Here is a 24,834-nt window from a genome sequence, read left to right as displayed (position 1 = left end):
AGAAACACTGATCGAATAAATCAAACGGCTATGCGCTGATTAAATCTATCTGTGCAAATCGTTCCGATCTGTGTCATCTGCCACTCTACCTTGCCCGCTTCAACTCCCACAAGAAAATACTTGTTGCAATAGCAGCATTCAATGATTCTGCTTCACCAAAGCGTGGAATCATGAGTTTATCTGTAAGCAAAGCCATCACATCTTCACGTATACCGTTCGATTCATTTCCAATTACTAATATGCCAGCTTTTGGAAATCCAAATGATGAAAGTTCTTTGCCTCCAAGTACTGCGCCAACAACCGGCAATTGTTGATCTTTAAGAAAACCACCCAACTCCTTTTCAACAATAGTAACACGCATAATGCTGCCCATTGTTGCCTGCACTACTTTCGGATTATAGATATCAGCACTATCCGGCGAACAGATAACGGTTCGTATTCCAAACCAATCAGCCAGTCGGATAATGGTGCCCATGTTGCCGGGATCACGGATGCCGTCTAATGCCAGTATCCATTCAGTTGCGGGTAGCACGATTTCGTCAGTTGGAAAATAATTCACCAACGCCAGCGCTTGGTTCGGTGTCTGTAATTGCGAAATACGGGCCAGTTCATCTTCCGAAATAATGTGATGTTGCTGAATTTGCTTTGCTGAAGTATGTTGATTGAAGAATGTTTCGGTGGCGTATAACCGCACAATCTGTGAGGGATAATTCGCTAAAAGCTCTGCCACTATCTTGCTTCCTTCCATTAAAAAGAGCCGTTCTTCATCCCTTCTTTTTTTATGGCCTAAACTTTGGATATATTTGACTTCATTTTTACTGAGCATCGATCATTATTTTATGAGCTTCACCCGGTTAACCATTACCATATTTACCTGTTTGGCAGTACTCTCGGTGCTTAGTTCCTGCAATTCAAAATTATTACTTAAAGTAAAGAAATTTCCAAAAGGCAGGCCTTTTGTTTATTCTAACCAAATAAATGTAGTTAATAACAATCTTAGTAAAGATTCACTCACCTTGCTGAAAGGAGGTTTGGAAACACAACTCGATGACAGCATGCGAGTGATCGTACGACAACGCTGGTTGATATTCAAACGTATTGAAAATCCTCCCGTGTTTGATACTACTTATGCCAATCAGAGCGCCCGTAACATGCAGATCTATTTGAAAACAATGGGCTATTATAACGGGAAGGTAACTGTTGACACAACGTATATCGACTCTGTTCACAAAGAAGATCCGGAGCGTTTGCAGATAAGAGCTGCTACTAAATTCACAGTAAACACAGGACCTGTATTTCGTATCGATTCTATAGCCCTTATTCCCAACGATTCAAACCGCACGCAGATCTTACCTATCAAGGAGCTCACTGATCAAAACAGTTCGCAAACATTTTTGCGCAAGGGAATGGCTTTTAGCGAAGAGTTGATATCGAGAGAAATGAACAGGCTAATTGAGTTATATCGCAACAATGGTTATTACAACATGAACCGTGATGCCATCTATGCAGATGTGGATACAACCTTCCTTGCATTGCTTGATCCAAGCCTGGCACTTGATCCTATCCGACAGTTTGAAGTATTCCAGGAAGCGCAGGAACGCAGAAAGAATCCGTTGATCAATGTTTATATACGCACCAAACCTAAACTGAAAGATTCCATCTTCCGGCAATTTTATAACCGCAATATTGTGGTTTATCCTGAATACAAAGGAGGCGATAACATTGATTCAGTCAAATATATTGATAGTGTAAGAAATAATATTAGCGTCCGTTTCCAGGAAGGAAAATTCAAACCTGCATTCATACGCCGTAATCTTCGGTTACGTACCGATAGCTTGTTCAGTTCATTAAAACTGAATCAAACGGCTGATGAATTAAACAAGTTGAATGTATGGCAGGTGATCAGGATACAACCCAAACTTGTTCCTGAGGATTCAAATGCTATTGACTATGATGTGTTCATGATCCCTTATAAACGTTTTACATTTAGTGCAAATGTGGAGAGCGTATTTAACCAGGTGCAATCGGGATTAACCACTGCGGGTAATCTTGTTGGTTTTGGCGTAACAGTTGGTTTACAAGACAGGAATATAGCCAAGCAAGGTATTCAAATGAACAATACCTTACGTGCAGGTGTTGAATTGGGCCTGCCTCCTATTAACTCAGGTTTACAGGCAACAGAATTAACGTATAGTAATTCGATCAGCTCACCACGTATTCCATCATGGTTATTTACACGTAAAAGCAGAAGATGGTTGAACCGTAAAACATTCCTCACCTCTTCTATTTCTTTTATTGACAGGAATATTAATCAGAATGGTTTGTTTGCTCTCACAACGGCAAGCTCAACATTTGGCTGGCAGTTTCAAACGCCCAATAATGCGATCTGGCGGGTTAGTCCTGTGAATGTGGAGTATGTAAAATTGTATGATCTTTCACAATCATTCAAAGATCAGCTGGCCAATAACGTGTTTCTGCGTAACTCTTTTAATCAGGGTTTTGTATTGGGTTTAGGCGCTGCAAGTATTAACTATACTAAACGATTCCAAAACCGGAAAAAGCAAAATCATCTTTCTGCTTTACGTCTCAATTTCGAAGAATCAGGTGCATTGGCCGGTCGTTTAAAAAACGCCATCAATTTGTTTGATGAAGAATTGTTTGAGTATGTAAAAGGCGATGCTGAATTTAAATACCAGATAATAAGTCCGGCAACAAAACAGGAACGTTGGGTGTTTCGTGCAGCAGCAGGGGCAGGATTTTTGTATGACAACGATACATCGAGCATGCCTTTCTTTAAACAGTATGCAGGCGGAGGTCCTAACAGTATGCGTGCTTGGCCATTAAGAAGTATTGGTCCTGGTGCAAGTGTTGCTGATGTAAGAACAGGAAGGAACCAGTTCTTCAGTCGCTCAGGTGATATGATCCTTGAAGCAAATGTTGAATACCGTTATAATATCTTAAGCATCTGGCCCAACACATTAATTCTTCGTGGTGCGTTGTTTACTGACATTGGCAACGTGTGGAACTTCAGGAATAAAAGTAATATTGGTAACGACACAGTAGTGTTTAAAGTAAAAAACCTTTACCGTGATATGAGTGTGAGTGTGGGTACAGGTTTTCGTTTAGATTTTGTTGGGCTCTTTCTTATTCGTGTTGATATTGGTTATCGTTTAAAGAACCCTGCTTACCCGTTTGTTGCAACGGATGCCGGTTGGAATTTCCCCCGTTTAAACGATGTTGAAAACCTTTTCAGCCGTTCAACAGAAGCACGTACCTGGCGTTATGAAAATATCAATATTTCACTGGGTATTGGTTACCCGTTCCAATGGTAGTTACTTATTCAGTTGGCGGCATTGCTGCTTTTACTTCTTTTATCCATTCTAATGTTTCAGGTAATGTTCTTGCTTCTTCTGTTGTGAACTCGCCGATGCGTGTGCGTCTTAAACTGCTGAGGTGAGCGCCGCAACCTAATGCTTTACCATAATCATGTGCAAGACTGCGGATGTATGTTCCCGTTGAACACACTACACGAAAATGCAAAACAGGGAGTTCAATTTTTGTGATCTCAAATTCTTTAATGTGCAATGGTCTTGGTTCAAGTACCACATCCACTCCTTTTCTTGCCAATAAGTATACAGGTTTACCATCACGTTTAATGGCAGAGTGTGTAGGCGGCACCTGCATAATATCACCTATGAATTGTTTTGTTGTTTCATAGATGAGTTCAGGTGTTACAAATGAGTAGTCGTTGAATTGCTCGGGTTCGCTTTCAAGATCATACGTTGGAGTAACAGCACCAATGGTAAATGTGCCGGTATATTCTTTTTCACGAGCCTGGTATTCGTTGATGCGTTTGGTAAATTTGCCTGTGCAAAGAATGAGTAAACCTGTTGCTAACGGATCAAGCGTGCCCGCATGACCTACTTTTTTTATTTTGATGGCATTACGCACTTTTGCCACCACATCGTGTGATGTCCATTCTAATGGCTTATCTACCAATATTACCTGTCCTTCGGTGAAAATTGTTGGTTCTTCCTGTTTCATGTAGTGGGCAAAGGTAATGGACTTGACTGAAGTGATGATGTGGTGATTGTGACTTCTATTATTGGGTTTTAAAACTGTCAAATGCATATTTTTACAACTCATACCAAAATCACACTTGCTTTATGGCTTTTACAATTGCAATATCCAACAGCAGAACACCACTGGCAAAAAATTACTGGTTATGGATTTTTGTTTCTGTTTTCTCCGCTGTGTGGATTAATACCTATCTCGGAACAACAGATATGAGCAACTGGTTGCTCGAAAATACATTGACCTTTCTCTTCCTGATATTTCTGATCGTAACATTTAAACGCTTTCAGTTCAGTGATCTTACTTACCTGTTAGTTTGTATTTACATGTGTCTGCATGTGTATGGTTCAAAGTACACATATGCCGAAAATCCACTGGGTTATTATTTGCAGGATGTGTTTGATGCGAAGCGTAACAACTACGATCGTATCGTTCACTTCAGCTTTGGATTTTTACTTGCATACCCCATGCGTGAAATGTTTTTGAAGTGGTTGAAATATCCAAAGCTTGTTTCCTGGATATTGCCAATTGAAATCACCTTATCAATAAGTGCTTTTTATGAATTGATCGAATGGGCGGTTGCTGATATTTTCTTTAAAGCCCAAGGTGATGCATACTTGGGAACCCAAGGAGATATCTGGGATGCACAGAAAGATATTTTCCTTGCTTTTTCGGGAGCAATACTTGCCACAACAATCGTATCGGCTGTGAAACGGATCTTTAATATTTATGAAAAGGACTAAGCGGTTGTGCTTTTGCGTCTGGGGTCTGCATCCGTACCAACGAGTGTGTACTTCGTGCCACTTACTTCTTTAAATCGCTTGTCTAGTCTTTATCTCAATATATTTGTTGATGGTGTTCACCGTTACGTGTTCAGGTGCGGAAAGAATACTGAGAATACCTGCATTCTGCAATTCTTTTACGATGAGTTGTTTTTCATGCATGTATTTTCCTGCAATGGTTTTTACATAGAGGTCTTCAATGTCAATTACCTCCTGTCCTGCTACTTCTTTCAACTCGGTATTCTCAAAGAAAACAATTAACAACAAATGATATTTGGCAATACGTTTCAGGTATTGCATCTGCCTTTGCATACCGGCCAGTGATTCAAAATTCGTAAAGAGAATAATTAAGCTGCGTTGCTTCACGGTTGCCCGTACCCGTGTGTACAATAATTCGAAATCAGATTCGAGGAAGGCTGTCTGTTGATTGTAGAGCAGCTGCAATACTTTTTCCAACTGTACCGGTTTGCGATCTGCTGCTAACACCGATCCCATCTTATTGCTAAAGGTCATCAAACCAAACTTATCCTGCCGGTGCAATGCCACATTGCACATCACCAGGCTTGCATTCACTGCGTGATCCAGTAATGTCAGATCATTGAACGGCATTTTCATCAACCTGCCTTTATCGATCACACAATATACCTGTTGACTTTTTTCATCGGTATAAGAATTCACCATAAGGGAACCTTTACGAGCTGTTGCTTTCCAGTTGAGTGTACGCACATCATCACCCTGCACATATTCTTTCACTTGTTCAAACTCCATACTATGACCGATCTTACGCAAACGCCTGTTGCCGCTTTCTTTTGTTTGTGCAGCTTCTGCATGCAATTGATATTGACGCATGCGAATGAATGATGGATACACCGGCACCATCACATTTTCTGCACCAATAAATCTACGTTCAACAAAACCAAGTAGGGATCGTACAAATAACTGCACTTTGCCAAAATGATATTCTCCCCGTTCTGTTGGTCGGAGATAATAGATCAGCTCACGATTCTCACCGGCTTTCAATTTCAATTTCATGGAGAAGTCCCTTTGCTGAAACTGCATGGGCAATTCATCGATCACTTCTGCCTTTACAGGAAAGGGATAAAGATTCTGCAATTGAATATGAACAGGATTATTATCACCATTGCTTAAACGTTCAGGCAGATCACGTTCAATGATTGGTTTACGATTGATGGCAAACAGAAAAAAGACATCCGCAGCAAAGGCAATCGATAACAAAAGACAAAATAATTTTGCCGGTGTTTCCAGTTCAGGGAAAAAGTAAGCCAGAAGGAACAATGCAATGTTCACAGCCAGCAATTGAAAGAAGCGTGTACTGAAATACAGCGACTTCAACACAAAGTGTGCAAGCAGATAAATAGCTGCGCCTGAAAGTAAAAACAGCCAGAACATCTTAGCGTGGTACCTCCAATGATTTAATGATACGGTCAACTAATTCATCAGCCGTAATACCTTCCATTTCTTTTTCAGGTGTAAGAATAATACGGTGACGCAATACATGCGGTGTTACTTCAATAATATCTTCCGGTGTAATAAAATCACGCCCACGCATAGCCGCAAATGCTTTTGATGCTTTTACAATGGCTAAAGAAGCACGTGGTGATGCACCAAGGAATAAGGAAGGATTGTTCCGAGTTTCATGCACAATACGTGCAATAAACTCCAGCAGCTTTTGTTCCACTACAATACTGCGGATGGTTTCCCTGTATTGTGCAATATCAGATGCAGACAATATTTTTGTAACCTCGTTCAACAGGAAACGGTTATCGGCCTGGTGTTGATTACTGAGAATGATCACTTCTTCTTCAAGCGATGGATAACCTACTTCAATTTTAAAAAGGAAGCGATCAAGCTGTGCTTCGGGTAAACGATAAGTTCCTTCCTGGTCAACCGGATTTTGCGTGGCCAATACCATAAACGGCACACTCATTTGGTAAGTTGTTCCATCAACAGTAACCTGCCGTTCTTCCATTACCTCAAACAAAGCCGATTGTGTTTTTGCGGGTGCACGGTTAATTTCATCGATCAACACAATATTGCTGAACAAGGGACCAGCTTTGAATTGAAAGCTTGCTTCTTTCGGATTAAAAACAGAAGTACCTAATACATCACTCGGCATCAGATCGGGAGTAAACTGGATACGTGAAAAATTCGCATCGATCAGTTTAGCCATCAGCTTTGCAGATAAAGTTTTTGCAACACCGGGCACACCTTCGATCAGGATATGTCCATCGGCAAGTATGCCGGCGATCATCAACTCCAGCATTTGCTCCTGCCCTACAATTACCTTTCCTACTGCCTCCCGAATAGTAGCAATAGCATTGTTGAGTTGCGAAAGATCGGTGCGTTGTTCAAAAAATTGATTTTCCATGAAAAGCTTTATTTATGTTTTATGTCTGTTCAACCTAATTTGAGCACGAGGTACGAAGTTAGAAGTACGCCAAGGTATCTCGTGCTTTGTATTTCTTACTTGTGTTTATTGTTTTAAGAATTGTTGCATTCGGTTATTGTATTCCAGCAATTGAACATCAGTAACCTCGTATGATTCCTGTAATTGCTGAATGAATTGAAAAAACTGTTTTACTTCCGTTTCATCTACCCCACTCTTGCGTGAAAGTGATGAAAAGAATTCTGCATTAAGATGCGCTGTGTTGAGATAATACTTTGTACGGATGTGCTCAAGAAAATACGTGGTCATCTTATGTGCAATATTCTGGTTGTCTTTTTTCTGCAGGTAAAGCCGGCCGATAGTTTCTACAAACGAAATGCTTGCGTTGCTGTTAACAGGTTTTATTGGTATTGCACGTTGCCTGCGTTTACTTGCAAAGGCAATGTACAGGATCAACAGTAACAGCGCCATAAATAATCCCCATTTCAAACTTTCGTTTGCAAGAAATACATCAAACAATGAAAAATCTTTATTGGGTGAACGACCAATGCGATAATAATCATCCCAATAAACTGTTTTCCGCTCTGCAGGTAAATAACTGAAAACTTCTTCTGCATATTTTTTATTCTGATCACTCAACAGGTAATAGTTGCTGAATGCTTCGGGATTGAGATGAAAGAAAAGACGACCGTTGCCATGCACTACCGAAATGTAGTTAGGACTTCCTTCGTCGTTTCTGCCAAGCACAACCGCATTGCTTTCGTCGGGGCGAACAAAATGCGCTTCAAAAGGAAAATAAAAGTAACCATATAACGCAGCTTTCATTGAATCCTGCTGATGAACAGATGCCGACGTATAACGCATGGGTCCAACGGTATCAACCTGTTGTTGAAACAGGCTATTCATGGCAACATATTCTACATCGAGATCTAACGTATCCAACAACTGTGCATCAACATATTCAGCCGATATAAATACCTGGTTGCCTTTGGCTGCATATTCAAGAATGGCATCCCTGTCTCTATCGTTTAAGTAAACACTTCTGCTGATTACAGCATATAAACTTTGTTGGCTGCCAAGTGGATACTCAAGATTGTCGTAAAATGGTTTGTTGAGTACTTCAATATGTGAGTAACGATATTTACTGCGAAACATACTGTGTGAAGTATAGGTGCCAAACGGTTTCTTGCTGTTTTTAGAATAGCTGTGCCGCATATCGGGCAACTTTACTTGGTCTTTTCCACCACATGCAATAAGCAAGCTGAAGAAACAGGCATACAAACAATATCGTAAGAGACTACTCAACTTTGTTTAATGGTTTGATGGAATTGTTCAAACTCCTTTTTTATTGGTTCAAATACATTTTGCTCAATTGGAAAATCGCCATACCATGCATATTCATAATGAAGTGTAATGCGTGAAAATGTGTTCTTCAGTTGTGGCTTTGCCAGTTCACGAACGTATTGATAGTTTGTTTTGTCGGGCGAAAGCTGCAGCCAACCTCTTTCAGAAAGTTTATTGAGAGATTGCAGGTAGAGATAACGAATACCCAGGCGATAGTTGCCATCTTTTATCGCCTGTTGTAATTGTTGATCGAGGTATACATCATCAGTAAATTTCTCTTCTTCAACCTGTAATTTTTTATTCCGCAGTGGAGATGCAAATAAACCACGGTCTGAAAGAAAAACACGATAAAGCACAAATAACAACGCACCAATAAGAAGCGTCCATAACAATACTTCGATAAATGGAAAAATATTTACCGTTCGTTTACCTCTTTGCTTCTTCTCTTCTTTCAATAACAAATCCTGTCGTTTTCTCAACAGGCTATCCAGGTTTTTCATGTACTCAAATTCTTTCTGCGATCTTAATGACCGTACACTATCATAAGAATAAATCCATGCTGAGCGATGTAGTGTAGTATCGAACACTTCTGTTTCTTCATCCTCTTCATATTCATCGTCAACTGTTTCTTCCATTACCTGCACGCTGCTATCCACCGTTACCTGTGCACGCAATTTTGCCGGGTTACTTAAAAAAGTAATCAGCATTACGAACAAGAGTAAATAAGGGAAGCATTTTCTCATGCAAGGATTTTTTCTGCAAACGCAGGATCGGTTTTTATTCTTTTTTCTAAACGTATAGGATAGATCACAAAGTACCAGAGAATAAACAAAAAAGATACGGCCAGTATGCTGATACTTATTGGTACCGGTAATGAAGTATTCGTGGTTTTATCAAACGCATTTGAGCTGAGTCGTGTGATATAACTTTCAAGAAAGGCGGCAAGTATGGTAATGGGAATAAGACTTACACAAATTTTCATGGCATCTTTCACACCACGTTTAAACGAAACCCATCTAGTAAATGTGCCGGGAAATAAAATACTTCTTGCCAGTACAAAACCTGCACATGCTTCAATGATCATTCCTGCTATTTCAAGTGTGCCATGTATCCAGATCACCAATACACTTTGCCAACCTAATCCTTTTGCAAAGAACATGTATTGAAAGCTTCCGATCATAATGCTGTTTGTAAAAAACACATACAATGTGCCGATACCAAACAAGATACCTCCCGCCACCATCAGGAAACCAACTTTAATATTGTTATACGCTATGAGCACCCACATCGCAAACCTGCTTTCGCTGCCGTACACACCAAACGGATCGCCTTTCTCAATATTCTCTTCCGTCATCGCAACATAATCTTCACCCAACACACCTTTTACAAACTGATCATCTTTCATGGAAGAAAGGACACCCATTGCGAACAACAGCACAAAAAACAGGAATGTATATAAAAACATCTTGTGATGTTTTCGGAACATGAGCGGCAATTCATACTGCCAAAATGTAATAAGGCGTGAAAACCGTTGTTTCCTGTTTTGATAAATGGTTTGATAAATACTTACAGCAAGGCTGTTGATCCAACGGGTAACTTTACTATGAGGGTAAAATGTTTTAGCGTAACTCAGGTCATCAAGCAGGGTAATGAAACGGTCCGCCATCTGATCAGGGTCTTCGGTTTGCAGATATTGGTATTCATTCCACTTCTGCGCATTCTTCTTGATAAAAAGTGCTTCTCTCATAGTGAGTCAGAAAATTGAAAATACCAAGTAATTTTTAATTACAGCCAACTGTGGAAGAAATTATTCCTTTATTTTACAACCAGAAATAACCGCATGTCAAACGTACAGATCAGCACACCCTTTAATATTTCACTTGAATTTGAAATTGCTCCTTTCTTCAAGCGGTTGCTGGCATATTTTCTTGATTTGATGATCATGGTGGCTTATGCCATGTTTATGCGTTTTGTATTATATGATGGTGTAAGGCTGGAAGGAAGTTTTGCGACAGGGGTTGATATTCTTGCGATATCCGTTCCGCTCCTGCTCTATCATCCTGTGTTCGAAATTCTTTTTCATGGGCAGAGCCTTGGAAAAATGGCAATGGGTATTCGTGTAATGAGTTTGGATGGCGGGGACCCTACCATCAGTCAATACCTTTTGCGCTGGTTCTTTCGTGTTTGGGAATGGCCATTGGTATTTTCATTCGTCTATCCCGGTTTCTGGATCCTTTTGCAATTGATCTTTGTTGGAATGTTTGGTGTTATTGTCATCATCATTATTGCTGTTACTGCCAATAATCAACGCTTAGGTGATCTTGCTGCCAACACGGTAATTGTAAATACACGTATCCAAAGTTCCATTCATGACACGGTGTTCATGGAAATTACCCAGAAAGATTATATCGTAAAGTTTCCCCAGGTGTTGAAATTGAGTGACCGTGATATCAATACCATTAAAACAGTGTTGAATGATACGTATAAGCGCAACAATTTTGAAACAGCTCATCGCATTGCCGGGCGAATCAAAACTGTTCTGCAGATAGAAACAGACATGGAAGTAGATATGTTTCTTCAACAGTTGATCGCCGATTATAATTACCTCGCAACAAAAGAATAAAAAAAGCCGCTTCAACTGAAGCGGCTTTTTAAAATTACCAACATTTTATTTTTGTAATTCCTGTATTCTTCGCATCATTTCTGTTGGGTTGCCGAGGTTTTCGAAACCAACAACGCTGATGATGAAAATCACATAAGCGATATAAATTACCGATAGAATAACGCCAATAATGGCACATATTCTGCCTGCATTTACGTTCTTATAACTGGCTTGTGTGTATAACTCCGGAGCATCGGCATAAAGTTTTTTACTCTTAGCTGCAAGAACGAGTGCTATAATACCAAGGATAAGACCGATAATACCGTAACACAAACAAAGTACAATTGATAAAATACCAAGTACAAGCACACCTGTTGCATTTGGCAAAGGTTGCTGTGGTTGTTGCTGAAGTTGATCCATGTTTAAAGTTGGTTTTATGGTTATGAATGGACTAATTAAATCCTCCAGATGCACCTATAGCACCTACAAAAATTACAGCCATAAGAATATAAAAAAGAATGCCCAGGCACTGCAGCACGATTCCAATAATTGCGCAAATACGTCCGGCCTTCAAATTCCTATAAGATGCTTCTGTGTAAGCTCCGGGATTAGCAGCATAAAGTGCCATGTCTTTTTTCGACATCACCAATGCAATAATTCCGGTGATAAAACAAACAACAATTGAAAGAATTCCTAACACAAGTACGGCCGTAGCGTTAGGCAAGGGTTGCTGAAATTGTGGTTGTTGCGATTGCTCCATTTTGATGGTTTTGGTTATAAATTATCTGAATTCGTTTGAAGGTATACTTGAAAATATAGCTACAATGAAAATGATATAAATAATAAGTCCTACCAGCTGCAAACAAATACCAACAATGGCACAAATTTTACCGGTTTTAATATTGCTTAGTGAAGATGAGCTGTAAGCACCGGGATTGGCATTATACAAGGCCAGATCTTTGTTGGCAAGTACCAATGCAATAATTCCTGTAATAAAACAAACAACAATTGATAAAATACCTAATACTAATACTGCTGTTGCATTGGGTAAGGATGGTAATACTTGGTGAGGGTTCGGGGTCAAATAGTCGGGCTGATTTTGTTCCATTAAGTTAAGTTTTGGTGAGTCGCAATTTTGTAAATATAATGTACAGCAATAATTGTTGCACAAAAAATGTATAGTATCATGAGGATTTTTCCGCCGTTCTTAAACTTCAAGAATAAATGCAGCAGCAGGAAACAAAAAAGTAACAGCATGGGAATAGCTGCGGGGTATAATTCAAAGCTGCCTGCAAAATCGCCTTTCATTAAAGCAATAAAGCTTCGTTGCATACCGCAACCGGGGCATTCAATATGCAGAAATTTTTTACTTGGGCAGGTCAGCAAATTTCTTTCCAGCCATAAAACGGCTTCGGCATAAAAGCTGGTTAAAAGAAATGTTTGCATTCTCCAAACATACAATGCGCCGGGAATATTTTCAAATCAAAAAAGCATGACCGTAACAGCCATGCTTTCCGTTTTATAGTTGTGTGAAATCTTAATACGCCAACGCAAACAATACTCTTTCCTTTGATGGTTTGCCGGTAAGAATACACTTCCCTTCTTCCTGTTCATTATTCAAAGGAATACATCGGATGGTTGCTTTTGTTTTTGTTTTGATCTCTTCTTCAGTTTCTGCTGTGCCATCCCAATGTGCTGAAACAAATCCGCCTTTCTTTTCCAAAGTTGAAATAAACTCATCCCATGTGTCAACTTTTGTGATGTGACTGTCACGAAATGCTTTTGCTTTGTTGAACATGTTCTGCTGTATCTCGTCAAGCAATGCATGCAGGTATTTACCCAAGCCATCCATGCCTACTGTAGATTTTGTTTTTTCATCACGACGGGCAACTTCAGCAGTATTGTTCTCCAGGTCACGCCCACCAATTGCAACACGTATAGGTACACCTTTCAATTCATGCTCCGCAAATTTCCAGCCTGGTCTTGCATTATCACTGTTATCATATTTTACACGAACACCCAATGCTTTTAATTCTGCAGTCAGCACGTTCACTTTTTCAGTGATCGCATTCAATTGTTCTTCACCTTTATGAATAGGTACGATCACCACCTGTAACGGAGCGATCTTGGGAGGAAGGATCAACCCCTGGTCGTCGCTATGCGCCATCACCAATCCACCGATCAATCTTGTACTTACGCCCCAACTGGTAGCCCACACATATTCCAGTTCGTTTTGTTTATTACTGAACTTCACATCAAATGCCTTGGCAAAGTTCTGCCCGAGGAAATGCGACGTACCAGCCTGCAACGCTTTGCCATCCTGCATCAATGCTTCTATGCAATACGTGTCTTCAGCTCCGGCAAAACGCTCATTGGGCGTTTTTACACCTTTTATCACAGGTACTGCCATCCACTCTTCTGCAAACTCGGCATACACATCCAGCATCTTCTTTGTTTCAACAACTGCTTCTTCTGCCGTTGCATGAGCGGTATGACCTTCCTGCCATAGAAACTCAGCAGTACGCAAAAACAAACGGGTACGCATTTCCCAACGAACCACATTGGCCCACTGGTTGATGAGCAATGGAAGATCACGGTAAGATTGGATCCAGTCTTTGTATGTATTCCAGATAATTGTTTCAGATGTTGGGCGAACGATCAGTTCTTCTTCCAGCTTAGCATCAGGATCCACCACAATGCCACCGCCGTTTGGATCATTCTTCAAACGATAATGTGTTACCACCGCACATTCCTTGGCAAAACCTTCCACATGTGCGGCTTCTTTACTCAAAAAGCTCTTGGGGATAAACAACGGGAAGTACGCATTTACATGCCCGGTTTCTTTAAACATCTTATCTAACTGGTCACGCATGTTTTCCCAAAGCGCAAAGCCATATGGCTTGATCACCATGCAACCACGAACAGCCGAATAATCGGCCAAACCGCCTTTCAGAATAAGATCGTTATACCATTGCGAATAGTCCTTCTCCCGGGTAGTAATTGCCTCAGCCATTGTTCTGTTCCTTTATGTATTGTTTAGAGTTACTTTAACAGCCATCCCGCAACGAAAATGTGCCTGTGGCTTGTCATTTGTTAAAATATAGTACGAGCTATACACGAAGTTGCAAAAGTAGTAACTTCACATTACAAACCTCAAATTCAAAACATCATGGTAACCAGAATTTTACTTATCGGTTTGATCGCTGCAGGAATGACCTCCTGCGCCACCTATCGCACAGGACAAACTCCTGATGACGTTTATTATTCACCCGGCCGTGTAAATGAAACCTATGTGCAGGTTGACCGTGATGAAGATGACCGAGTTTCTTACAATGATCGCAATTTAGACGACCGTCGTTTACGCCAACAGATCCGTGACCCACGTTTCCGTTTTGACGATGATATTTACTGGAACACTCCACGTTATAACAGCTGGGGCTGGAATACATGGAACAATCCTTACAATACCTGGGGTTGGAACACCTGGAGTAATCCTTACAACTCATGGGCATGGAATACCCACGGTTATGGCGGTTACTACAACAGCTGGAACTCTCCTTTTATCTGCATACCCGGCAGCAATAACCTGATCGTTATTTCAGGCCCTGCCGCACCGAAGTACAGCACCGGTATCCGCTACTCGGCTCCGATTCAGCGTTTCCCGAATGCCGGCACTAACTTCAACTACGGAAAAACTTCAACGTCGAACAGTGGCAGTCGTTACTACGGTAACAACAGCAACTCAACAAGACGTACAGGTTTCTTTGGTGGAAGTAACAACAACTCTTACAGTGGAGGCAGGGAATCGAGCAGCCGCTTGTTTGGCAACAGCAACAATTCAAGCTCTTCCGGCGGAAGCAGCAGAACATTCAGCAGTGGCTCAAACAGCAGCAGCAACAGTTCGTCTTCAGGTTCCTCTTCTTCAAGTAAAAGTGGAAGCTCATCAGGCGGCCGTCGTAATTAATTCATGACCTTATTTCTCAGGAAATACATTGTAATATGAAAAGAATTTTCATAACAGGAATAGCTGTGTGTTTTATCCAATTCAGTTTTGCTCAGGATGTATTTGATGCCCTACGCTATTCTTACCAAACATCAGCAGGATCAGCCCGTTTGCAATCAATTGGCAGTACTAATATTTCACTTGGTGGCGATATCAGTTCAGCGTTTATTAACCCGGCAGGTTTGGGTCAATTCAAAACAAATGAAATTGTACTTACACCGGGCTTTAATTTCAATTCGCTTAAAACAGATTATAACGATTTAACCACCAAAGGCACTAAAAGTAAATTCACAGGAGGAACGAGTGGTGTTATATTTAGTTTTGGTAATCGCTTTCGCAGCAGCAATTTAAAAAATACAACTTTCTCCCTTGCAGTAAACCAATCAGCCAATTTCAATTCGAAGTTTACATATGGAGGGAAAAATTTAAACAGTTCTTATTCTGAAAAATGGCTTGAAGAAATTGTACGGAGTGGCTATACTTCGTTTGATGATATTCGTAGCCGTTTTCCGCTGGGCGCAAGCCAGGCATACGAATCTTACCTTATTGATGTAAACGGTAATTCCATTTTTACAAACGCCGATATCAGTAAGAGTCTTGATCAGTCTTTTGCTTACGAAACAAAAGGTGGCATGAGTGAAGTTGCAGCTGCAATGGCATGGAACCTGAATGAAAAGTTTTTATATGGTATCACAATAGGGATTCCAATTATACAGTATGATCGAAAAACTACTGTTATTGAAAAAGATGGAACAGGTAATACGGATAATGATTTTGAAAGTTTCACGTTTACTGAAAATCTTGGAACCAGAGGTGGTGGTTTTAATGCTAAGGGAGGCATCATTATTAAACCGGTTGAATATTTCCGTATCGGTTTAACCATACACTCACCTTCTATTATTACACTTACAGATTATGCAAATGCTTCCATCACCAGCAAAATTGAGAACTATTCGAAGAAAGTAAATAATGATCCAAGTAAACCCACAACTTACACCTACAATACAGGCGATGTAAATATTCTTACAGGAATTGAAGGTGATGAGAACAGGTACAGCTACCGCATGATCACACCGTGGAAAGCCGGTCTCGGTCTTTCTTATGTTTTTCGTGAGATCAGTGATGTAACAAAGCAAAAAGCGTTTATTACAGGTGATGTTGAATTGGTTGATTACAAAATGATGAGTTACAAGAGTAATTCAGGTACTGGTAATGGTGATGATGCATATTTCAACTCATTGAATGATGTAATTGACGATATGTACAAGATGGCGATCAATGCAAGAATTGGTGGTGAACTGAAATTTGAAACAGTGATGGTGCGTGCAGGTTTTAACTTTATGGGAAGCCCTTACAACAAAGAGTTTTTTGCTGATACATTTGGTGAGGAATTAAAAGGTTGGCGTATGACACCGAGTCTTGGTGTAGGTTACCGTGACAAAGGGTTCTTTGTTGATCTTGCTTACCTGCACAGTTTCGGACGTGGTTTTCATGTGCCTTACACATTAACCGATGCTTCTTATCCCTATGCAAAAAATAGTCTTTCAAATGGACAGATCATTGCAACAGTAGGCTTTAAGTTTTAAACACGATATATTCTGACTATCAGGAACGGGCATCACCAGTTGATTGCCCGTTTTTTATTTTTTGAGACACGTGTTCAATGATCTCCGGCAATTGAGATGTATGAAACCATTTCATTACTTCATCTCTCCTGAACCAGGTAAGCTGTCGCTTCGCATAATGACGTGAGTTTTGTTTAATCTTGTCCACTGCTTTTTCCAATGTGTAGTTTCCATCAAAATAATCGAACAGCTCTCTATACCCAACTGTTTGCAAGGCATTCAGATGACGAAGCGGATACACTTTTTCTGCTTCCTCCTGCAATCCTTCTTTCATCATCACATCAACACGATGGTTAATGCGGTTATATAATTCTTCTCGTGGCAAATCAAGACCTATTTTAATGATGTTGAAATTCCGTTGTTGTTGCTCACCTTTCCTGAATGCAAGAATGGATTCGCCTGTTGACCTTACAACTTCCAGAGCCCGTAACATGCGTTGAGGATTTTGCATTTCCCCCTTTGCTGCAAACAACGGATCGTATTGTTGGAGTTGTTGCTGCAGCCATTCTATACTGTGTTGTTGATAGTTTTGTTGCAGTTCGTTTCGCAGTGTTTTATCTACAGCTGGTATTTCATCCATTCCTTCGCAAAAAGCTTTGATGTATAAACCGGTGCCGCCAACCATTACAGCAAGATCATGCTGTTGAAATAGTTCATCAACTTTCTCCAACGCATATTTTTCATATGAAGCTGCTGTAACTGTTTCGTGAATGGAATGCGAGTTGATGAAGTGATGCTTGACTTCTTTCAATTCTTCGGCAGATGGTTTTGCAACTCCAATGCTGATCTCTTTAAAACATTGCCTTGAATCGGCGGAGATTATTTCTGTGCGGAAATGTTTTGCCAGTTGAATGGCAACTGCTGTTTTACCAACGGCTGTTGGTCCTGCAATAAGAATAACCGTTTTGTTCATGTTGTTGATGAGTTTGTAAAGAACTCAACAGTAATTGTGAATCTATAACATATCCTATATCAAAATGCTGTATCCTCTTCTTCTGTGCCGCCTTCCTCTGCGTCCTCAGCGCTCTCAGTTTCTTCACCTTCTTCACCAAATCCATCACCAACAGCGGCTAGGTCATACTTCTCTTCTACTTCGGCTAACTTATCACCAACAAGTCCTTTTGTTCCATATTGACTTGGAGCAATACCTTCACTACGAACACTGCATGGATAAGTAAGTTTTGGATTTTCTTCCTTGCTTACATTGATCAGCTCAACAAGGAAAGTCCAGTTTTTATTGAAATCGTAGATGTAAATAAACTTCTGATTAGGTTCATGTATCTCGCCGCCAATTTTTGTTTCCTCCATCAACAACGGATCAACCTTGTAAACCTTATCATATTTTTCCAATGTTATTTCACGACCCTTTTGCCACAGATCATTACTGCGGTGAAACGTGGCTTTATGTTTATTGTCGAATTCATAGGCTTTCAGGATAACATCATTCAAGTCCTTAAAATTCTGTGTATGCCGTATGGCAACATCACGGTAAACCGCATCATCTTCTTCCCAATAAACCCTGAAACGTAAAATGGCCATAATGCAATTTGAAAATTTAAAAATGCACCAATTTGAAAATCTGACAAGCTGATTCGAACTGGTACTTAACAAAAGTAAAATTATTCAGTCACAGGAACAAGATTAACTTCTTTTGCTTTTTGCAGCATAAAAGCATAGGCTGCTTCGTAATTATTCTCTATATCACCATCTAAAATAGCATCTTTTATGGCTGTTTTAAGATCACCAACCACACGTGAAGGTGGCACATTAAAGGTTTTCATGATGATCTCGCCTGTAATGGGCGGTTGCCAGTTGCGGATATGATCTTTTTCCTCTACTTCTTTGCAACGCTGGCGTACCATTTCAAAGTTCTGCATATAACGTTGCACTTTCTGCTGGTTCTTTGAAGTGATATCAGCATTGCACAAGGTCATTAATGCATCAAAATCCTCCCCGGCATCAAATAATAAACGGCGGATAGCGCTGTCCGTTATATTTTCTTTGGTTAAGCTGATAGGACGCAGATGCAATTCAACCATCTTTCGCACAAATTTCATTTTTTCATTTGCAGGGAGTTTGAGTTGTGCAAAGATCTTTGGCACCATGCGGCCGCCAACTACTTCATGTCCATGAAATGTCCAGCCATGACCTTGTTCAAAACGTTTGGTTGCTGGTTTTGCAATATCATGAAGTATGGCTGCCCAACGCAACCACAGATCGTTTGTATTTTCTGAAATATTATCAAGCACCTGTAGTGTATGATAGAAATTATCTTTGTGCCCCTTTCCATCAATATATTCTGCTCCTGCCAAATCAACCATTTGAGGAAAGAACAATTTCAGCAAACCACTTTTGTATAACAGATCAAAACCAACCGATGGCTTTTTGCTCAACACAATTTTGTTGAGTTCATCTGCAATACGCTCTTTGGAAATGATATGAATACGATGAGCATTGTCAATGATACCCAACCATGTTTCAGGAAGAATAGTGAGGTCAAGTTGCGATGCAAAACGAATAGCCCGCATCATACGCAACGGATCATCGCTAAACGTTGTGCCAGGTTCTAATGGTGTGCGGATGATCTTTAATTTAAGATCTTCTACTCCATTGAATGGATCAACCAAAGTACCAAAATCATCTTTATTTAAACTAATAGCAAGTGCATTGATGGTAAAGTCTCTTCTCTTTTGATCATCTTCCAATGTGCCTGGTTCTACCTCGGGTTTACGAGAATGCGATGCATAACTTTCTTTGCGTGCACCAACGAATTCAATCTCGAATTCACCGTGTTTAATATTAGCTGTACCAAATGTTTTGAAAATAGAAACCTGCGGTTGCGGTTTGAATTTTTTTGCTACTTCCTGTGCCAATTCAATACCATCACCCACACAAACAAAATCAAGATCCTTACAGGTGCGTTGCAACAATTTATCACGTACAAAACCACCAACGAGGTAGCAAGGCACATTCAAACGCTGCGCACAATCACCTATGATTTTCAATAACTCCAATTCTTTTGCGGTACAGTCAATCATCATACGGCGGCAAAAATACGGAAACGATTTTTGATGATTGATTTAGGATGTATGATTTAGGATAACCCACCCCTGTTTGCTTGAACTATGTGTAACTCTCTGAGCCCCTCCACGGAGGGGATAAACATTTTGAAAGTTTAAGAGCTTGTCGGGAAGTATCACTTATCGAGTGATCTTTTAAATCAATAAAATCTAACCAAATCATGGTTCAGACAACTTGCTCATACACTTCCATCACCTTTACTGCAGTATTGTAATTGCTGAAACGTTGCGCATGTTGCCAACCTTTTTCTACCTGTTGCTGCACAAATGATTCATCATTAAGAATGCGTTTCATTTGTTGGGCAATTTCTTCGGGTTTGGTTGGATCGACATAGAATGCACCTTCTCCTCCTGCTTCCGGTAAACAGGAAACATTAGATGTAATAACAGGAATGCGGCTCCACAATGCTTCTAAAACCGGAATGCCAAATCCTTCAAATACGGATGGATAGATCATGGCTATTGCCTGTTGGTAAATAGCAGGGAAGTCTTCAGCGTTTTTAAATGTTTTAAAATCTTTTATTATTGGCTTTTCGGATAAGAAAATTACAAGTTCTTCAAGTCCGTTTTTTTGGATAAAATCTTTAACTCTTTGTAAATACACACCACCGTTTCCAATCACAACAAGTGGTATTCTATATTCATTTTTAATAATTAGTAGTGCTTGACAAATACTCAGCAAGTTTTTTCTTTCAATAATGGAACCTACATACAAAAAGTATTTTTCAGGCAATCGATATTCGAGCTGAATTCTTTTTTTCCAAAGCTCAGTCACCTGCTCACCAAAAGCAGGATTGCAACTCTGGTAACACACTTCTATTTTTTCTGCAGGTGTTTTATAGAGATCAATAATATCCTGTTTGGTTTGATTGCTGATGGCAATGATCTTATCAGCATGTTCACAAGAGTAACGGAATTTCTTTGCGTAGATCTTCCGGTCGATGAATTTGAATTGTTCGGGATAACGTTCAAAAATAAGATCGTGAATAGTGACGATGGATTTGATGCCTGTCTTTTGAATATTCACCGGTATTTCATGACTCAACCCATGATAGAGATCGATATTTAATTGCTGCAGATCTTTCTTCACCCAATTACCTCGCCAGGCTGCTGATAATTTTTTCGACAAAAAAGAACCGGGCAAAACTTCATGCACATTGGCTTCATTAAATTGAAATGTGTTCGATGGTTTTGGGTTAAACAAATAATATTGGTGCCCGGGAAAATAACCCGCCAACGAATGAATCAATGTGCGGCTGTAATGCCCCAGCCCTGTTTGGTTGTGGTAAGCCCTTTTTGCATCGAAGCCAATGTTCATGAGCGCAAAGGTGGGGAATAATTTGTTAATGGTTACTGGTGAATAGGCAATGGTCAATTGGTAATAGGCAAAAAAATATGAACAACTGTATGTATTGCTGCCATGAATGTTGAACGATGAAAGGATTGCGACGCAACAGGCGATACCATGAAAAACTGTAGCTGGTATTCTATTAAGAATTATTTTCGCAGCAAAATTGAATTACGATGAAAGATTTGATCCTCGAAGCATGGAGCAACCGTGAGCTGTTGAAAGATGATAAATACAGTGATGCGGTGCGTGCTGTAATTGAAGAAGTAGATAAAGGCCGTTTGCGTACGGCTGAACCAATTGCCGATGGTTGGCAGGTAAACGAGTGGGTGAAACAGGCGATCCTGATGTATTTTGGTATTCAGCAAATGCAGACATGGGATGTGGCACCCTTTGAGTTTTACGATAAAATGTTGTTGAAGAAAAATTATAAAGAACTTGGTGTGCGTGCCGTGCCGCATGCAGTTGCACGTTATGGCGCTTACCTCGCCAAGAATGTAGTGTTGATGCCAAGTTATGTAAACATTGGTGCGTATGTTGATGAAGGCACGATGGTAGATACATGGGCAACTGTTGGCAGCTGTGCACAGATTGGCAAAGGTGTTCACCTGAGTGGTGGTGTTGGTATTGGCGGTGTGTTGGAACCATTGCAGGCGAGCCCGGTAATTATTGAAGATGGTGTGTTTGTTGGCAGCCGTTGTATTGTGGTGGAAGGTGTGCGTGTGGAGAAAGAAGCTGTGCTTGGTGCGAATGTGGTGTTAACACAATCAACAAAAATTATTGATGTGAGCGGTGCTGAACCTGTTGAAATGAAAGGCCGTGTTCCTGCACGTAGTGTGGTGATACCGGGTTCTTATACAAAGAAATTCCCTGCTGGTGAATACGGTGTTGGATGTGCTTTGATCATTGGTCAGCGTAAACCAAGTACCGATCTAAAAACAAGTTTGAATGATGCTCTCCGGGATTTTAATGTGAGTGTTTAATCTGCTTTAAATTCTTATATAATTAAAGTCCTGTTGTTAATCGGCAGGACTTTTTTATTCAACTATGCCTAAGAAATACTCGATATCTTTTATTGGTTTTGCATTAACCTTTGTTGGCTCGGTGTTGTTTTCCACCAAAGCTATTATTGTAAAGAAGGCATTTGCAGATATTGAAATTGATGCATTGTCGCTACTTACGTTGCGTATGTTGTTTGCATTGCCTTTTTATCTTGTTGTGTTATTTGTAACCAGGCAAAATAAAACTACACTTAACGTAAAGCAGTGGATACAGTTGATCGTTGTTGGCATGTTGGGTTATTATGTAAGTAGCTATCTTGATTTTGAAGGGTTGCGTTATATATCGGCCGGACTTGAACGTTTGATACTTTTTCTCTACCCCAGTTTTGTGGTGCTGATCAATGCGTTTGTATTTCGTCAGCATATACAGAAAAATCAAAAGTTAGCGCTGTTGCTGACCTATAGCGGTATTGGTTTGGCTTATGCCGGCGAGTTTAATTTGTACCACTTAGAACCGGGTTTCTTTTGGGGTGGATTATTGATTTTTATTTGTTCTATTACTTACGCCATTTATATTGTTGGCAGTGGACGTTTAATTCCTCTGACCGGCGCTACGAAATTTACATCTTATGCCATGTTAGCAGCAACAGCAGGTATTTTTATTCATTTTCTTTTTAAACATGAAGCGTCTTCGATCATTAGTATCGCAGGTGAGCATTGGATTTATGGTTTGTTGCTGGGTATTATTGCTACCGTGCTGCCCTCCTATTTAATTGCCGGAGGAACAAAACGCATTGGCAGTAATAATGTGGCGATCATTTCGAGTATTGGCCCTGTTTCAACCATCATACAGGCGTGGTGGTTTCTTGGCGAAACCATTCATTGGTCGCAGTTGGTGGGTACTGTTTTGGTGATAGCCGGTATTCTTATACTTGGGCTTAAAAAGCAGTCGCCGGAATAACTTACATTAGAAAAGCTTCCATTTTATTTCCCTATTTCCTCTATATTTGCAGCCCTGAATCCCGATAATATCGGCGATCAATTGCCCAGGTGGCGAAATTGGTAGACGCACTGTGTTCAGGTCGCAGCGTTCGCAAGGATGTGCTGGTTCGAATCCAGTCCTGGGCACGATTTAAAAGGCAATTCAAATTTGAATTGCCTTTTTGAGTATTTATATCCTCACTAACAAATCTTGTCCCTATTAGATAGGATATGAGCCAAAGAATAGCTTAACGAACTATTTGTTTACTCCAGGATCTTTCACGCAAGCTCTCCAAACCCACATAACTGCAAATGAAACACATGCGAAGTCCATTAGCTGATCTGCTCTTTATTATAAAAACCAGCATTTTGTTTTTATGAAAAGCAGGTTTAGTCTGGCACAATAGTTTCGGTCGAGTTTACAATTAATAGTATTGTTCATGTGCCGGCAAATTCTGCGAGAATATGTAGAAATTGTTACGCACTTATTTTATTAATTCAAAAACTATTTAACCATGAAAAAAGTGTTAATGCTGTGTGCCGTATATGTAATGGCCGTAAATGCATATTCATCTCATGGGTCGGATACTATTATTGTGCCTTCCCGTATTCAAACTTCATTTGTTAAGTTATATCCCAATGCACGTAACGTAGTGTGGTATCGATACACTCCGCCAAATATAGTTGTTGAGCCAGGTGTGTGGTATTCAACTATGGATACCAGTGACTATTATTCAAGATTTTTCTGGAACGATGATGAATACATTGCCTGGTATGACAATGGTTCATGGATACATTCTACACAACGGATAGATGATTCAGAAATACCCGATGCGGTTAGCCAGGCTATTCGGCGTGAATACCCCGGTTTTGTGATAACCGATGTGGATATAGAACACGAAGACAAACAACGTTTATATGAAGTAAAACTTGACAAGGGAAACACGAGGTGGAATGTTCTTTACACGCCAACAGGTGCAGTGGTAAAGAAAAAATTGAAAACGCTTTCAAAAGTTGATGCTGAAGCTGCAATGGTTTCTGATTTTGAGAGCCGCTACCCTAATGCAAGTACCGTAACCTGGTACCGATACGCTCCTGCCGACAGAATTGATGTTTTACCATCAGACTGGGATTATTCTATGGACGAAAATGATTTTGAAGTCAGGTATACATTGGATGGCAGCGATTATGCAGCTTATTACGATAATGGCCGATGGGTGCGTTCAGAAGCATTGACATTTGATCGCACAAAATTGCCAACTTCGGTAAGCAATGCAATCAATAGTCAGTACGCAGGTTATACTATTAAAGATGTGGATAGAGAAGACGATGCTAACCAGGTTGTATATGAAGTGGAACTGGTGAAAGCAAACGAAAAATGCAAAATTCATTATTCCACTGCCGGGAATATTGTTAAAAAGAAATGTAAAACGAAGTAATGATTCCTGAAAAACGAATCATTCGCAATGCAATAAAGAAAGCCCATGTTATTCATGGGCTTGTTGCTATTTAAAAGGTAGTAGCGGTTGAATAAGGAGATGAAGGTTGTGCTGGTTCAAAAAAATATGCTCGGGAACATGAAGCCAA

General features: G+C 40.1%; 24 protein-coding genes and 1 tRNA gene. 9 read left to right on the top strand and 16 right to left on the bottom strand.

What is annotated here, in order from left to right; translation table 11 throughout:
- Nucleotides 1-85: 85 nt before the first annotated feature.
- On the bottom strand, nucleotides 86-826 hold the full coding sequence (locus tag WG954_RS16800) for a TrmH family RNA methyltransferase (RefSeq protein ID WP_340437908.1): 741 nt from the start codon (nucleotides 824-826) through the stop codon (nucleotides 86-88).
- Between WG954_RS16800 and WG954_RS16795 the strand changes: the two genes are divergently transcribed.
- Nucleotides 804-3,332, top strand: a complete 2,529-nt coding sequence (locus WG954_RS16795; RefSeq protein WP_340437905.1) for a BamA/TamA family outer membrane protein — start codon at nucleotides 804-806, stop codon at nucleotides 3,330-3,332. The genes WG954_RS16800 and WG954_RS16795 overlap by 23 nt on opposite strands.
- 4 nt (nucleotides 3,333-3,336) lie before the next feature.
- Here WG954_RS16795 and truB read toward each other — a convergent pair whose 3' ends face one another.
- Entirely contained in the window at nucleotides 3,337-4,044 is a 708-nt protein-coding gene (gene truB, locus WG954_RS16790) for a tRNA pseudouridine(55) synthase TruB (RefSeq protein ID WP_340437903.1), read from the bottom strand.
- A gap of 122 nt (nucleotides 4,045-4,166) precedes the next feature.
- Here truB and WG954_RS16785 point away from each other — a divergent pair, with 122 nt between their 5' ends.
- The gene (locus tag WG954_RS16785; RefSeq protein ID WP_340437902.1) at nucleotides 4,167-4,817 is read left to right on the top strand and encodes a DUF2238 domain-containing protein; all 651 of its coding nucleotides are present in this window, start codon (nucleotides 4,167-4,169) and stop codon (nucleotides 4,815-4,817) included.
- A 69-nt stretch (nucleotides 4,818-4,886) separates the two neighbouring features.
- On the opposite strand, the gene WG954_RS16780 is transcribed toward WG954_RS16785, so the two are convergent.
- From WG954_RS16780 to WG954_RS16760, 5 genes are all read right to left on the bottom strand, one after another.
- Nucleotides 4,887-6,266: a DUF58 domain-containing protein gene (locus WG954_RS16780; protein ID WP_340437901.1), complete on the bottom strand. Its 1,380-nt coding sequence runs from the start codon at nucleotides 6,264-6,266 to the stop codon at nucleotides 4,887-4,889.
- 1 nt (nucleotide 6,267) lies between these two features.
- A complete protein-coding gene (locus tag WG954_RS16775; RefSeq protein ID WP_340437899.1) occupies nucleotides 6,268-7,245 on the bottom strand; it encodes an AAA family ATPase in 978 nt (325 codons plus the stop codon).
- A 105-nt stretch (nucleotides 7,246-7,350) separates the two neighbouring features.
- Nucleotides 7,351-8,568 carry a DUF4350 domain-containing protein gene (locus WG954_RS16770; RefSeq protein ID WP_340437898.1) on the bottom strand — a complete coding sequence of 406 codons (1,218 nt, stop codon included), beginning with the start codon at nucleotides 8,566-8,568 and terminating at the stop codon, nucleotides 7,351-7,353.
- Entirely contained in the window at nucleotides 8,565-9,350 is a 786-nt protein-coding gene (locus WG954_RS16765) for a DUF4129 domain-containing protein (protein ID WP_340437896.1), read from the bottom strand. Before WG954_RS16765 ends, WG954_RS16770 begins: the two co-directional genes overlap by 4 nt.
- A complete protein-coding gene (locus WG954_RS16760; RefSeq protein ID WP_340437895.1) occupies nucleotides 9,347-10,354 on the bottom strand; it encodes a stage II sporulation protein M in 1,008 nt (335 codons plus the stop codon). The genes WG954_RS16765 and WG954_RS16760 overlap by 4 nt, the downstream gene beginning before the upstream one ends.
- A 93-nt stretch (nucleotides 10,355-10,447) precedes the next feature.
- Between WG954_RS16760 and WG954_RS16755 the strand changes: the two genes are divergently transcribed.
- Nucleotides 10,448-11,230, top strand: a complete 783-nt coding sequence (locus tag WG954_RS16755; protein WP_340437893.1) for an RDD family protein — start codon at nucleotides 10,448-10,450, stop codon at nucleotides 11,228-11,230.
- Between the two features lie 45 nt (nucleotides 11,231-11,275).
- On the opposite strand, the gene WG954_RS16750 is transcribed toward WG954_RS16755, so the two are convergent.
- The 5 genes from WG954_RS16750 to proS form a co-directional block, all read right to left on the bottom strand.
- Nucleotides 11,276-11,629, bottom strand: coding sequence for a CCC motif membrane protein (locus WG954_RS16750; RefSeq protein WP_340437892.1), 354 nt, complete (start codon nucleotides 11,627-11,629; stop codon nucleotides 11,276-11,278).
- 31 nt (nucleotides 11,630-11,660) lie between these two features.
- Nucleotides 11,661-11,969, bottom strand: a complete 309-nt coding sequence (locus WG954_RS16745; RefSeq protein WP_340437891.1) for a CCC motif membrane protein — start codon at nucleotides 11,967-11,969, stop codon at nucleotides 11,661-11,663.
- Between the two features lie 21 nt (nucleotides 11,970-11,990).
- A complete protein-coding gene (locus WG954_RS16740) occupies nucleotides 11,991-12,317 on the bottom strand; it encodes a CCC motif membrane protein (protein ID WP_340437889.1) in 327 nt (108 codons plus the stop codon).
- Nucleotides 12,317-12,655 (bottom strand): DUF2752 domain-containing protein, encoded by a 339-nt coding sequence (locus tag WG954_RS21660; protein ID WP_445298458.1) that lies wholly within the window; start codon nucleotides 12,653-12,655, stop codon nucleotides 12,317-12,319. Before WG954_RS21660 ends, WG954_RS16740 begins: the two co-directional genes overlap by 1 nt.
- Nucleotides 12,656-12,746: 91 nt before the next feature.
- The gene (gene proS, locus WG954_RS16735; protein WP_340437888.1) at nucleotides 12,747-14,222 is read right to left on the bottom strand and encodes a proline--tRNA ligase; all 1,476 of its coding nucleotides are present in this window, start codon (nucleotides 14,220-14,222) and stop codon (nucleotides 12,747-12,749) included.
- 156 nt (nucleotides 14,223-14,378) lie between these two features.
- Between proS and WG954_RS16730 the strand changes: the two genes are divergently transcribed.
- A complete protein-coding gene (locus WG954_RS16730) occupies nucleotides 14,379-15,173 on the top strand; it encodes a hypothetical protein (RefSeq protein WP_340437887.1) in 795 nt (264 codons plus the stop codon).
- Nucleotides 15,174-15,208: 35 nt separating this feature from the next.
- Nucleotides 15,209-16,798 (top strand): OmpP1/FadL family transporter, encoded by a 1,590-nt coding sequence (locus WG954_RS16725; protein WP_340437886.1) that lies wholly within the window; start codon nucleotides 15,209-15,211, stop codon nucleotides 16,796-16,798.
- Between the two features lie 19 nt (nucleotides 16,799-16,817).
- On the opposite strand, the gene miaA is transcribed toward WG954_RS16725, so the two are convergent.
- The 4 genes from miaA to WG954_RS16705 form a co-directional block, all read right to left on the bottom strand.
- Entirely contained in the window at nucleotides 16,818-17,750 is a 933-nt protein-coding gene (gene miaA, locus WG954_RS16720; RefSeq protein WP_340437884.1) for a tRNA (adenosine(37)-N6)-dimethylallyltransferase MiaA, read from the bottom strand.
- Nucleotides 17,751-17,809: 59 nt separating this feature from the next.
- A complete protein-coding gene (locus WG954_RS16715) occupies nucleotides 17,810-18,376 on the bottom strand; it encodes an IS1096 element passenger TnpR family protein (RefSeq protein ID WP_340437882.1) in 567 nt (188 codons plus the stop codon).
- An 80-nt stretch (nucleotides 18,377-18,456) separates the two neighbouring features.
- Entirely contained in the window at nucleotides 18,457-19,878 is a 1,422-nt protein-coding gene (locus WG954_RS16710) for a CCA tRNA nucleotidyltransferase (protein ID WP_340437881.1), read from the bottom strand.
- A 205-nt stretch (nucleotides 19,879-20,083) separates the two neighbouring features.
- Nucleotides 20,084-21,235, bottom strand: a complete 1,152-nt coding sequence (locus WG954_RS16705) for a glycosyltransferase family 4 protein (protein WP_340437880.1) — start codon at nucleotides 21,233-21,235, stop codon at nucleotides 20,084-20,086.
- A gap of 206 nt (nucleotides 21,236-21,441) precedes the next feature.
- On the opposite strand from WG954_RS16705, the gene WG954_RS16700 reads away from it, so the two are divergent.
- The 4 genes from WG954_RS16700 (at nucleotide 21,442) to WG954_RS16685 (ending at nucleotide 24,686) form a co-directional block, all read left to right on the top strand.
- Nucleotides 21,442-22,248, top strand: a complete 807-nt coding sequence (locus tag WG954_RS16700) for a 2,3,4,5-tetrahydropyridine-2,6-dicarboxylate N-succinyltransferase (RefSeq protein WP_340437879.1) — start codon at nucleotides 21,442-21,444, stop codon at nucleotides 22,246-22,248.
- Between the two features lie 64 nt (nucleotides 22,249-22,312).
- Entirely contained in the window at nucleotides 22,313-23,227 is a 915-nt protein-coding gene (locus tag WG954_RS16695; RefSeq protein WP_340437878.1) for a DMT family transporter, read from the top strand.
- Between the two features lie 83 nt (nucleotides 23,228-23,310).
- Nucleotides 23,311-23,394: transfer RNA gene (locus WG954_RS16690), tRNA-Leu, on the top strand.
- A 368-nt stretch (nucleotides 23,395-23,762) separates the two neighbouring features.
- Complete coding sequence (locus WG954_RS16685) at nucleotides 23,763-24,686, top strand: PepSY-like domain-containing protein (RefSeq protein ID WP_340437877.1); 924 nt, start codon at nucleotides 23,763-23,765, stop codon at nucleotides 24,684-24,686.
- Nucleotides 24,687-24,834 lie beyond the last annotated feature (148 nt).

The sequence above is a fragment of the Lacibacter sp. H375 genome (assembly GCF_037892425.1).
In the GTDB taxonomy this organism is placed as follows: Bacteria; Bacteroidota; Bacteroidia; order Chitinophagales; family Chitinophagaceae; genus Lacibacter.
The sequence above is the reverse complement of the archived record's forward strand: the minus strand, read 5'-3'. Positions and strand labels throughout refer to the sequence as shown.